The 12,237-nt window shown below is 69.3% G+C and carries 10 protein-coding genes; all 10 read left to right on the top strand.

Annotated elements, in window-relative coordinates:
- Nucleotides 1-7 precede the first annotated feature (7 nt).
- The 10 genes from AC1RM6_RS05170 to AC1RM6_RS05125 are packed head-to-tail and all read left to right on the top strand — an operon-like array spanning nt 8 to nt 12,236.
- Nucleotides 8-1,237, top strand: coding sequence for a glycosyltransferase family 4 protein (locus tag AC1RM6_RS05170; protein ID WP_493098735.1), 1,230 nt, complete (start codon nt 8-10; stop codon nt 1,235-1,237).
- Nucleotides 1,237-2,919 (top strand): heparinase II/III domain-containing protein, encoded by a 1,683-nt coding sequence (locus AC1RM6_RS05165; RefSeq protein WP_493098733.1) that lies wholly within the window; start codon nt 1,237-1,239, stop codon nt 2,917-2,919. The genes AC1RM6_RS05170 and AC1RM6_RS05165 overlap by 1 nt, the downstream gene beginning before the upstream one ends.
- Nucleotides 2,916-5,006, top strand: coding sequence for a bi-domain-containing oxidoreductase (locus AC1RM6_RS05160; RefSeq protein WP_493098731.1), 2,091 nt, complete (start codon nt 2,916-2,918; stop codon nt 5,004-5,006). Before AC1RM6_RS05165 ends, AC1RM6_RS05160 begins: the two co-directional genes overlap by 4 nt.
- Complete coding sequence (locus AC1RM6_RS05155) at nt 5,003-5,761, top strand: FkbM family methyltransferase (protein WP_493098729.1); 759 nt, start codon at nt 5,003-5,005, stop codon at nt 5,759-5,761. Before AC1RM6_RS05160 ends, AC1RM6_RS05155 begins: the two co-directional genes overlap by 4 nt.
- Before the next feature lie 4 nt (nt 5,762-5,765).
- Entirely contained in the window at nt 5,766-6,704 is a 939-nt protein-coding gene (locus AC1RM6_RS05150) for a glycosyltransferase family 2 protein (protein ID WP_493098727.1), read from the top strand.
- The gene (locus AC1RM6_RS05145) at nt 6,701-7,852 is read left to right on the top strand and encodes a glycosyltransferase family 4 protein (RefSeq protein ID WP_493098725.1); all 1,152 of its coding nucleotides are present in this window, start codon (nt 6,701-6,703) and stop codon (nt 7,850-7,852) included. The genes AC1RM6_RS05150 and AC1RM6_RS05145 overlap by 4 nt, the downstream gene beginning before the upstream one ends.
- Nucleotides 7,849-8,625, top strand: a complete 777-nt coding sequence (locus AC1RM6_RS05140; RefSeq protein WP_493098723.1) for an FkbM family methyltransferase — start codon at nt 7,849-7,851, stop codon at nt 8,623-8,625. Before AC1RM6_RS05145 ends, AC1RM6_RS05140 begins: the two co-directional genes overlap by 4 nt.
- The gene (locus tag AC1RM6_RS05135; RefSeq protein WP_493098721.1) at nt 8,622-9,809 is read left to right on the top strand and encodes a glycosyltransferase family 4 protein; all 1,188 of its coding nucleotides are present in this window, start codon (nt 8,622-8,624) and stop codon (nt 9,807-9,809) included. Before AC1RM6_RS05140 ends, AC1RM6_RS05135 begins: the two co-directional genes overlap by 4 nt.
- On the top strand, nt 9,806-10,840 hold the full coding sequence (locus AC1RM6_RS05130; protein ID WP_493098719.1) for a CgeB family protein: 1,035 nt from the start codon (nt 9,806-9,808) through the stop codon (nt 10,838-10,840). The genes AC1RM6_RS05135 and AC1RM6_RS05130 overlap by 4 nt, the downstream gene beginning before the upstream one ends.
- 31 nt (nt 10,841-10,871) lie before the next feature.
- Entirely contained in the window at nt 10,872-12,236 is a 1,365-nt protein-coding gene (locus AC1RM6_RS05125) for an oligosaccharide flippase family protein (RefSeq protein WP_493098718.1), read from the top strand.
- Nucleotide 12,237 lies beyond the last annotated feature (1 nt).

Raw genomic sequence — 12,237 nt, 5'->3', positions numbered from 1 at the left:
GCCGCCGATGCGCATCCTGGTCCTCAGCCATTATTATCCGCCCGAGGTGAATGCCCCCGCCTCGCGCATCTCCGAACATGCCCGCGCCTGGGCGACCGCCGGCCACCGGGTGACGGTGGTGACCTGCGCCCCGAACCATCCGGTGGGGCGGGTCTATCCCGGCTACCGCAACCGGCTCTTCCAGCGCGAGACGATCGACGGTGTCGAGGTGATCCGGCTGTGGACCTGGCTCGCCGCCAATGAGGGTTTCCTGCCGCGGATCGCCAACTATGTCAGTTTCGCGCTGTCGGTGCTGGTCTGGATGGGACGGCTGCCGCGCGCCGATGTGGTGATATCGACCTCGCCGCAATTCTTCTGCGGGCTGGCAGGGCTGCTGCTGCGCCGCCGCCATCGCCCCTGGGTGCTCGAGATTCGCGATCTCTGGCCGGAGAGCATCGTCGCGGTCGGCGCGATGCGACGGGGCCTCGCGATCCGCATGCTCGAACGGCTCGAGGCTTTCGCTTATGCCCGCGCCGATCTCGTCGTCGCGGTCAGCGACGGCTTTGTCGGCCATATCCGCGCCCGACGCCCTGACCGCCCGATCGCGGTGATCAAGAATGGCGTCGATCTCGGCCTGTTCGATCCCGCCGACGACGGGGCCGCGCGCGCTTTCCGTATCGCGCACGGTCTCGAAGGCAAGTTCGTCGCCGCCTATGTCGGCACCCATGGCATGGCGCATGGCCTCGACACCATGCTCGATGCCGCCGAACGGCTCGCCGACCGCCATGACATCGCCCTGCTGCTGGTCGGCGGCGGTGCCGAACGCGCGCGGCTCCTGGCCGAACGCGACCGGCGCGGGCTCGCCAATGTCGTGATGCTCGATCAGCAGCCCAAGGCGACGATGCCGGCGATCTGGGGCGCGACCGACGCCAGCCTGGTGCTGCTCCGCCGGCTGGACACCTTCCGCGGGGTGCTGCCGTCGAAGATGTTCGAGGCGATGGCGATGCGCTGCCCGATCGTCCTGGGGGTCGAGGGCGAGGCGCAGGCGCTGCTCGAGGCCGCCGGAGCCGGCATCGCGATCACCCCCGAATCCGCCGCCGAGCTCGCCGCCGCGATAACCGCCCTGGCCGACAACCGGGCCGCCGCTGCCGCTTATGGGAAGAGCGGGCGGGCATATGTCGAGGCGCATTTCGATCGCACGAGGCTGGCTCGCGACTATGCGGCGCTCCTCGAAACCGCCGTCGGCGCGCGATCCTGATGCGCAATCTCGCTCGCCAGATCGCCTTTGCGCGGCATATGCCCGTCGCGAAACTGCTCGCCCGCGCCCGGCTGGCGCTAATCCGGCGGCTCAACCAGCGGCGGCAGCCCGGCATCGTCCGTCCGCCCTTTCCCGATCTGCAGATGGCGAGCGCCCCGCCCTTGCCACTGTTCGCCCCGCGATCGGGGATGATCGACCCGACCGCGGCGGGCTGGACGTTCCACTTCCTCCATCGGGCCCGGGCGATGGATGCCGCGATCGACTGGCACGGCCCGGACGACCAGCTCTGGCGGATGAACCTCCATTATATGGAATATCTGGAGGAACTCGGCCCCGCCGACGGGCTTGCGCTGATCGGGCAATGGATCGCCGCCAACCCGCCCTTCGCCCGCGGCTATTGGCACGACAGCTGGAATGGCTATGCGCTCTCGATCCGCGCCGTCGCCTGGATGCAATGGCTGGCCCGCCACGGCGCCGCGCTCGCACCGCGGCCGGCACGCGAGGCGATCGACAGCCTCGCCGGGCAGCTGCTGTTCCTCGAAACCAATCTCGAACGCGATCTCGGCGGCAATCACCTGATCAAGAACATCAAGGCGCTGCTGTGGGCTTCCGCCTTCTTCGCAGGGCCGACCGCCCGGCGCTGGGGTGCGAAAGCGGTGCGGCTGCTCGACCGCGAACTGCGCCGCCAGATCCTCGACGATGGCATGCATGCCGAACGATCGCCCTCCTATCATGCGCAGGTGCTCGCCGACCTGATCGAAATGCGTCACGCGCTGCGCACCGATCCGCTCGGCGGCCGGATCGATACGACGATCGAAGCGATGCTGCAGGTCGCGGTCGACCTCGCCCATCCCGACGCCGGCCCGGCCCTGTTCAACGATGCCGGTCTGACCATGGCCTATTCTCCGGCCGCCTGCGCTGCGGCCTGGGAAAGCGTTTCGGGCCGGGCACCGCCTGTGCCCTCGCCGCTTTTCGCCTATCGGACCGCGGGCTATTTCGGCCTGCGCGACGATGCCTGGACGCTGATCGCCGACATGGGCGCGATCGGTCCAGACGACCTGCCCGCGCATGCCCATGGCGATGTCGGCAGCTTCGAACTGTCGGTCGGCGGCCGGCGGATGATCGTCGACCAGGGCGTGTTCGAATATGTCGCCGGGCCGAAACGTACCGCATCGCGCGCGACCGCGAGTCACAACAGCCTCGCGGTCGAAGGCATCGACCAGGCCGATTTCTTCGGTGCGTTCCGCTGCGGCCGCCGCCCGCGCGTCGATGTGCTGCGCTGGATCGCGAACGACACCGGCTTCCTGCTCGAGGGACGCCATGACGGCTTCCGCCACCTGGCCGGCCGGCCGATTGCGATCCGCCGGTTCGAGGCCGAACCCGGCCGCCTCCATATCGTCGACCGGCTGGTCGGCGATCGCCCCTACGCGGCATCGATCGGCCTGCTGCTCCATCCCGGCTGCACCGTTCGATGCGATGGCGATGGCGTGATCATCGCCAATGGCGACGCGCGGCTGCACATCGCCGCGACCTGCCCGATCGCGATCGAGGAGGCGGTCTGGTGGCCCGACATGGGGGTCGAGATCGCCACCCGCCGGCTTCGGTTGACACTGCCGTCCGGGTTCAGGGACAATGTCGTCGTCATCCAGCCCTTTGCCTCCAACGACATGAGCACCGCGTGAAGCAGGTCGAGCAGAATTATCGCACCGGTGCGCTCCGGGTGGTGGAGGCGCCGGCGCCGCGCGCCGCACATGGCCATGTTCTGGTCGCCAGCCGGGTTTCGCTGATCAGCGCGGGAACCGAGAAGCAGATCGTCGACCTTGCCCGCGCGTCGCTCGCGGGCAAGGCGATGGCGCGCCCCGACCTCGTCCGCAAGACGATCGCCAAGGCCCGGACCGAAGGGCTGGTCGCCACCGCGCGCAAGGTCTTCGCCCGCCTCGATACGCCGATCCCGCTCGGTTACAGCCTGGCGGGGGCGGTGGTCGAGGCAGGCGCCGACGCCGGTGGCCATGTCGCGGGCGACCGCGTCGCCTGCGCCGGGGCCGGCATCGCCAACCATGCCGATTATAATGCGGTCCCGAAGAATCTGACGGTGCGCATTCCCGACGGGGTCAGCGACGAGCAGGCCAGTTTCGTGACGCTCGGCGCGATCGCCTTGCAGGGCGTCCGCATCGCCCAGCCGACGCTGGGCGAGCGGATCGCAGTGATCGGGCTCGGGCTTATCGGCCAGCTTACCGTGCAATTGCTGCGCGCCAATGGCTGCAAGGTGATCGGCTATGATCCCGATCCCGCCCGCGCCGCGCTCGCGATCGAGATGGGGGCGGACCGCGCCGTGGCCACCGGCATGGCGGAGGCCGCACAGGACTTTACCGCCGGCGTCGGCGTCGACGCGGTGATCGTCACCGCCTCGTCGAAATCGTCCGATCCGATCAACCTCGCCGCCGAACTCTGCCGGATGAAGGGCCGGGTCGTGGTGGTCGGCATGGTCGGCATGCAGATCGACCGCGACCCCTTCTACCGGCGCGAGCTCGACCTGCGGCTGTCGATGTCCTACGGGCCCGGTCGCTACGATCCGGCCTATGAGCAGGAGGGCCATGACTATCCGCTGGCCTATGTCCGCTGGACCGAACAGCGCAATATGCAGGCCTTCCTCGAACTGGTCGCCGACGGCCGGATCACCCCCGAGCGGCTGGTCACCCACCGTTTCCCGATCGCCGAGGCCGAGGCCGCCTATCGACTGATGGAGGGCAGCGAACCCTATCTGGCGATCCTGCTGACCTATGCCGAGCCATCCGAACCGATCGCACGCACCATCGCGGTCCGCCCTGCCCCCACCCCTGCCCGCGGTATCGGCTTCATCGGCTTCGGCAATTATGCGCGCGGGGTGCTGATGCCTGCGCTGAAGGCGGCGGGCGAAACCGGCTTCACCACCGTGGTGACGTCGACCGGCCTGTCGGCGCGGGGGGCCGCCGAACGCTTCGGCTTCGCGCAGGCGGGGACCGATCCGGCCGCGCTGTTCGCCGACCCCGGCACCGATTGCATCTTCGTCGCCACCCGCCACGACAGCCATGCCGCGCTCGCCATCGCCGCGCTCGCGGCCGGCAAACACGTCTTCGTCGAAAAGCCGCTCGCGCTGACCCATGCCGACCTCGCCGCCGTCGCCGACAGCGCCTGGGCGGCGGGGACCATCCTCACCGTCGGCTTCAACCGCCGCTTCGCACCGATGATGGTCGCCGCGCGCGCCGCGATCGCCGACCGCGGCGGGCCGGTCATGGCGCATTACCGGATCAACGCCGGCCATATCCCGCACGACAGCTGGCTGCACGGTGCGCAAGGCGGCGGCCGGATCGCGGGCGAGGTCTGCCATTTCGTCGATGCGCTGAGCTTCCTGATCGGCGCACCGCCGGTCTCGGCCGAGGTGGTGGGCCCACGCGGCATCGGCGACAGCGTCTCGGCGATCATCCGCTTCGCCGACGGATCGACCGGATCGATCCTCTACAGCTCGCAGGGCGATACGGCGGTGCCCAAGGAGCGGCTCGAGCTCTTTGCCCCGAACATGGTGATCCAGCTCGACGATTTCCGGCGGCTGACCATCACCCGAAACGGCAAGAGTCGCACAATCAAGGCGAGCGTGCAGGACAAGGGGCAGGCCGGCCTGGTCCGCGCCTTTCTCGCCGCCGCCCGCGATCGCCGGCCCGCGCCGATCGCACTCGACGATCTCATTGCGGTCAGCGCCGTCACCCTGACGATCGCCGGAATCGACGAATGAGCCTGCGGCGGATGGCCGAGCTGTTCGCGCGCGATCGGCGCCTGCGGCGACGGCTGCCTGCGCGGTTCGGCCGGCGGCCGATCATCGCCTCGCCCGATGCCGCGCTGCGCTGGCTGCGTCCCGGCGAAGAGGCTTTCGAGCCCGGACTGCTCGCGCTCGCCGACCATCTGCTGCAGCCCGGCAAACCGGTCTGGGACATCGGCGCCAATGTCGGCGCGTTCGCGCTGCCCGCCGCTCACCGCAGCGGCGCGACGGTGCTCGCGGTCGAAGCGGATCCGTTCCTGGCCGGGCTGCTCCGCGACACCGCGGCGCTGCCCGAGAATCGCGACCTCGACATCCATGTCCTGTGCGGTGCGATCAGCGACCGCAACGGCACCGCGCGGTTCCGCATTGCCGGCCGCGGCCGCGCCAGCAACGGGCTGGAAGCCGGCGATGTCAGCAGCCAGCATGGCACCAGCCGGCAGGTGATGACGGTCCCGACGCTGCGCCTCGACACGCTGCTCGACGATTTCGCGGCGCCGGCCTTCGTCAAGATCGACGTCGAGGGCGCCGAACTGATGGTGCTGCGCGGCGCCCCCCGCCTGCTCGCCGGGATTCGCCCGACCATCTATATCGAGGTCAACGACGCCACCCGCCCCGAAGCCATGGCGATCTTCGAACGCGCACGCTACCGCCTGCACGACGGCGACGGCGACCTTGCGGCGCCGCCACCCGCCGGCCACGACGTCACCAACCTGCTGGCGATCCCGGACTGATCCGATGCCGCCCGCCGCGCCCCTTTCGATCACCGCGATCATCCTGACCCGCAACGAAGCGCTCCACATCGCCCGCTGTATCGATCGGCTGCAAGGATGGGTCGCGCGGATCGTCGTAATCGACAGTTTCTCGACCGACGAAACCGTCGACCTCGCCCGGGCGCGCGGCGCCGAGGTCTACCAGCGCGCCTTCGTCACCCAAGCCGACCAGTATCAGTGGGCAATCGACACGATCGCGATCGACAGCGACTGGACGATGCGGGTCGATGCCGACGAATATTTCGAGCCCGCCGCCCTCGCCGAGATCGCCGAACGGATCGCCGGGATCGATGCCGACGTCGCCGGCATCGCCTTCCGCCGCAAGATGATCTTCCGCGGCCGCTGGATCCGCCACGGGGCCTATTATCCGGTCGTGCTGCTGCGGCTGTGGCGCACCGGCGCCGGCCGGATCGAACAGCGCTGGATGGACGAACATGTCCGCCTGACCCGCGGCCGCGAACTGCTGTTCGGCCGCGGCGATCTCGTCGACGAAAATCTCGCCGAAATCGGCGGCTGGATCGACAAGCATAGCCGCTATGCGACACGCCACATGATCGATTTCGTCGGCCGCCGCATCCGGCTGTTGCCGACCGAACCGAGCCCCGCCGGCACCCGACGGCGGCTCAAGCGCTGGCTGCGCGACCATATGTTCGGCAGCGCCCCGCTCTACCTGCGCAGCCTGCTCTATTTCCTCTATCGCTATGTCTTCCGGCTCGGCTTCCTCGACGGGCGACAGGGTTTTCTGTTCCATTTCATGCACGGCTTCTGGTTCTTCATGCTGATCGACGCGAAGATCGACGAAGCCGAGGCCTATCTTGCGAAGCACGGCGAAGCCGCCTTCGCGCGCTATCTCGCCGAACGTCACGGCATCGACCATATCCTGCCGGTCACCCCGCAGGGATGAGCGACGATCGCCCGACGATCCTGGCGCTGCTCGGCGCCTATTGGCCCGGCCATGACGCGGCGGGACCGAATGTCAGCTTCCGGCTGCTGTGCGAGAGCCTGGCCGACCATTTCGATTTCCGCGTCGTCGCACGCGACCGGCCGTTCGGCGCGACCGGGCCACTGGCCGAAAGCGGGCGCTGGCACGATCTCGGCCCACTGCGCGCCTGCTATCTGCCGGTCGGGATCGGCGGCGCGCACGGGCTCGGCAGGTTGCTGCGCGACACCCCGCATGCGATGCGGATGATGAACGGCTTCTTCGACAAGGAGTTCACCATCCCCGCACTCGTCCTCGCCCGCACCGGCGCGATCCCGCCGCGGCCGACCCTGCTCGCCCCACGCGGCGAGTTCGCGGGCGGCGCGCTGGCGTTGAAGGGCATGCGCAAGCAGATCTATCGCCGCGTCGCGCGCCTGGCGGGGCTGCTGCGCGGCGTCACTCTCCATGCGACCGGCGAGGCCGAGCGTGCCGATATCGCCGCCGCCCTGCCCGGCCGGCCGGTCGAGACGATCGCCAATATCCGCCCGCTGCCGCCGCTGCCGGCGGCGGTCGCCCGTCCCTATGGCGCTCCGCTGCGCCTCGCCTTTGTCGGCCGCATCTCGCCGGTGAAGGGGCTCGACGTCGCGCTCGCGGCGCTCGCGCTCGTGCGCCACCCGGTCCGCTACACCATCTATGGCCCGGTCAGCGACGCGGGCTATTGGCAGAGCTGCGAAGCGGCGATCCGGGCGCTGCCGCCGCACGTCGAGGTCGTCCATGCCGGCCCGATCGCCCATGCCGACATCGTCGACGCGCTCGCCGGACACGACCTGCTGTTCCTGCCGTCCCGCAGCGAGAATTTCGGCCATGCCATCTTCGAAAGCCTCGCCACCGGCACCCCGGTGCTGATCGGCGACCGGACGCCGTGGCGCGATCTGGCCGCGCACCACGCCGGCTATGATCTGCCGTCGGCGGATCCGGCCGGCTTCGCTCACGCCATCGACCATGTCGCCGCCCTGCCAGCCGACCGGATCGGCATGTTGCGGCAAGGCGCGCGATCGATGGCGGCGCGCCATGTCGCAGACAGCCCGGCGCGTGGCGACATGCTCCGGCTGCTTATGGCGATGACGCGATGACGCTGCCGGGCCTGCTCAAGCGGATCGCGGCGCCGATCCTCATCAGCGCGGCGGTCGGCCGGCTCGCCGCGCGCTTCACCGGCGACCGCATTCCGCATCGCGGACTCGTCATCGACACCAGCGACCCGCTGGTCCGCCCGGAGATCAAGGCCGCCCTGCTGATGCGCGCCTATGAATCGGCCGAATGGCGCTTCGTCCAGCGCCATCTGCCCATCGACGGCGATGTGCTCGAACTCGGTGGCAGCCTCGGCATCGTCAGCTGCGCGATCCGGCGGCGGCTCGCGGCGGGGCGAAGGCTGGTCACCGTCGAAGCCGATCCTCGGCTGGTGCCGGTATTGCGCCGCAACCTCGAGCTCAACCGGTGCACGGACGATGTCGTGATCGAGTCCGCCGCAGTCGCCTATGACGGTGCGCCGACCATCGCCTTCGCCCCGGGCGAAACCTCGGCCAGCGGGCGGATCGACGATGCCGGACCGACCGCGCTCGAGCGGATCGAGGTTCGCGCTTATACCATGTCCGACCTGGTCGAACGGCATGGCTTACGCGATTTCAGCCTGGTCTGCGACATCGAGGGGGTCGAATGGCAGATATGGCGGCAGGATCGCGATGCCCTGGCGCGCGCGCGGATCATCGTCATGGAGACACATGACGCGGTCGGCTTCGGGCCGTGGCGGGATCTCGTCGCCGAACTGACCGGCAGCGGACTGTTTCGGCTCGTCGACCGGCAGGGCCCGGTCGTCGTCCTGTCCCGCGCGGGGGCCGCCGGCCGATGACCACCGGCCAGAGTCCGCGGCTGGCGATCGTCGCCACCCATCCGATCCAGCATTTCGTCGCCTTCTATCGCGCCTTGGCGGCGACGCCGACGATCGATATCCGGGTGCTGTTCGGATCGCGGATGGGCGTCTCGCCCTATTTCGACGCCGAGATGCAGTCGCAGATCGCGTGGCGGATGGACATGCTGGGTGGCTATCCGCACCAATTCCTGTCGGAGGGGGCCGATCCGCACAGTTCGTTCTGGCGGCCCAACAGCCCGAAACTCGGCCAGGCACTGGCCGCCTTCCGGCCCGATGCGGTGCTGGTCTATGGCTATGCGCAGATCAACGCGCTGCGCGCGCTCGGCTGGTGCCTACGGCGCCGCGTGCCCGCGCTGATCGTCAGCGACAGCGAGCGGCTCAGCCATCGCAGCGGCTGGCGGAACGCCGTCAAAGGCGCGATCGTCCCGGCGGTGCTCGGGCGGTTCGCCGCCGCGCTCTCGGTCGGCGACCGCAACGATGCCTATTATCGCAGCTACGGCGTCGATCCCGCCCGCATCTTTCGCTGCCCCTTCACCATCGACGAAGACGCCTATCGCACGGCGCGCGCCGATCGTGCCGCGCTGCGCGCGACGACGCGGGCGGCGCACGGCATCGCCTCCGATGCGGTGGTCGCGCTGTTCGTCGGCAAGTTGTCGCCCCGCAAGCGTCCGCACGACCTGATCGAGGCGATCGCCCGGCTGCCCGGCCGGACGGTCCACGCGCTGTTCGCCGGCCATGGCGAACTGCTCGAACCGCTGCGACAGGCCGCACGCGACCGCGGGATCGCCGCCCATTTCCCCGGTTTCGTCAATGTCGACGCCCTGCCCGCCGTCTATGCCGCCGCCGACATGCTGGTCCATCCGTCCGAGGCCGACCCGCATCCTTTGGCCTGCTCGGAGGCGGCATGCATCGGCCTGCCGATGGTCCTGAGCGACCGGGTCGGCTGCATGGGACCGAGCGACGTCGCGCGCGAGGGCGATAATGCGATCGGCTATCGCTGCGGCGACATCGACGGCCTTGCCCGCGCGATCGACGCGCTGGCGGGGGCCACCGACCGGCGCGAGGAGATGGGCCGCCGCTCGCTGGCCATCTTCGACGAACAGGACGTGCGCAGCAGCATCGCCGGGCTCGAACGCGCCGTGCAGCGGGTGACCGGCCGATGAGCGATCCGCGCAGCATGCTCGCGGCCGGTGAATATTGGACCGGCTCGACCGGCTTCGGGCTCGCGGCCGGCTTTCGCGATCTCGGCTGGGACGTCGGCGAGGTCGAACTGGCCGATCATATATTGAAGCGCGGCACCGTCCCGATGCGGATCGCCGCGCGTCTGCTGGCGCCGACCGCGGCGCGGGCGTTCAACGCCGCGGTCCTCACGGCCGCCGACCGGCTCGATCCGGCCTGCCTGCTGACGGTGAAGGGCAATTATCTGGCCGCGGAGACGCTCCGCACACTCGGGCGCAAGGGCGTGTTCCGCGTCAATTTCTACCCCGACGTCCACTTCCGCCATCGCGGTTTCGACGAGGCGACGCTCGATGCCTATGACCTGATCGCCACGACCAAGAGTTTCCAGCTCGATCACCTGCGGCAGCGCCTCGGCACCGATCGGGTCGCCTTCATCCATCATGGCTATGTCCAGCAGGTCCACCGCCCGCGCGGGCTGATCCGCGGCGATGCCGACTATCGCTGGGACCTCTCGTTCATCGGCAATGCCTCGCCATCGAAGCTCGCCTGGCTGGTGGAGGTCGCGCGCGCCTTTCCCGACCGGTCGATGATCGTCGTCGGCAATGGCTGGCGCGACCTCGCGCGCGGCACTCCACTCGAACGCGCGATACTGGGCCATGAGCTGATCGGCGATCATTTCGCACGGGTGATCGAACGCAGCCGGATCAACATCGCGGTCCACCACGGCGCCGCCGATCATTCAGCCTGGCAGGACCGGGTCTCGACCCGGACCTTCGAGATACCGGCCTGCCGCGGCTTCATGCTCCATATCGACAATGACGAGGTGCGCGGCCTGTTCGACATGCCGGCCGAGATCGACGGTTTCTCGACTCCCGCCGAACTCGTCGACAAGATCGCTTTCTACCTGCCGCGCGCCGATCTGCGCGCGGCGATGATCGAACGCGCCTTCGCCCGCTGTGTGCCCGCCTATAGCCTCGCCAGCCGCGCCGCGGAGATCGCCGCGCGGCTGGCATGACCGGCGCTTGCACTCTGCCTCGATCTGGCGGATGTCGGCGCCTGGGCAGAGGGCAATGGGTGCGAGGCGGACCATAGCAAATCTTCGGCTATCCGCGTCGCGGCTGATCGGCGAGTTGCGTTCGCCCGGATCCGCGATCGCAACATGGATCCGCGGAGCCGGCTGGGTGCTGTCGGCCTCGCTGGTCGAGCGCGCCGCCGCCCTCGTTCAGACGATCGCGATCGCGCGCGCGATCGGCATCGACGATTATGGCCGCTATGCCCTGCTGTTCAGCACGATCGGCTTGCTGACCCCGATCGTCAGCCTGCAATTGCCTTATGCGATCATCGTCCACCTCTCCCGCCTGCGCGACCGGCGCGAAGCCGGCGCCGTGCTGCTGCTCGCCGAGATGCTGACGACCGCCACGCTTGCGCTGTTCGTGCTGGTCGCGCTCGCCGCACCCGGCCGGCTCTCCGCCTGGCTGTTCGCCGCCGATGGCTATCGCCTTGCCGCGCTGCTCGGCACCGGTCTGCTGCTGCTGACCGTCAAGGCCGGGGTCTATGATGCGATCCTCCAGGCCAGCGATCGTTTCCGGACATTGTCGCTCGCACGGTCGATCTCGGCGCTCGCAACCCTCGCGCTGGTCGGCGCCGCCGCGGCAATGCGCCAGGGCCTCGACGGCATGCTGGCCGCGCTCCTGCTTGGCAGCCTGATCCGCACCGCCGCGGTCGCGATTCCCGCTTGGCCGATCGGCCGTGCATTGAAACAAGGGCTCGGCCTTCGCCGGGCCTGGCACCAGCTGCCGATATTGCTGCGTTTCTCGCTGCCCAGCGGGCTGCTCTCGCTCGGGCTCGGCTATTCGGCGTGGATCGGCAATTATTATCTCGCGCGCCAACCCGCGGCGCTGCGCGATCTCGCCGTGCTCAACACCGCCGTACAGTGGCGCTCGCCGATCCTGATGGTCACCACCGCACTCGCCACCGCGCTGCTGCCCGCGCTCGGCCGGGCGCTCGCGCAGGACGACGCGACCGGCGCGGCACGGCTTATGAAATATAACCTGGTGGTGTCGCTGGCACTGGCGATCGGCCTGTGCCTCGCCGCCGGGCTGCTCGCTGGCCCGCTGCTGTCGCTCTACGGCCCGAGCTTCGCCGATCGCCGCGCCATCTTCCTGCTGTTCCTGCTGCCGTTGATCTTCACCGTCTATTGCACCGCCCATCAGCAATATCTGGTCGCCGACGGCCGGCTGTGGACCCAGCTCGCGGTCTATATCCCGCTGTTCGCGATCCAGATCGGCGGAACCTTCTGGTTCGGCGCCGATCTCGACGGCGGCACTCTGGCGCTCGTCCAGCTCGCCGGCTGGGCCGCAACCGCTCTGCTGATCGGTTTCGCGGTGCCGCGCCCGAAAGCGGTGCGCTGAA

It is taken from the genome of Rhizorhabdus sp. GW822-FHT03C02 (assembly GCF_058801765.1).
This window is presented reverse-complemented; position numbering and strand designations above follow the sequence as displayed.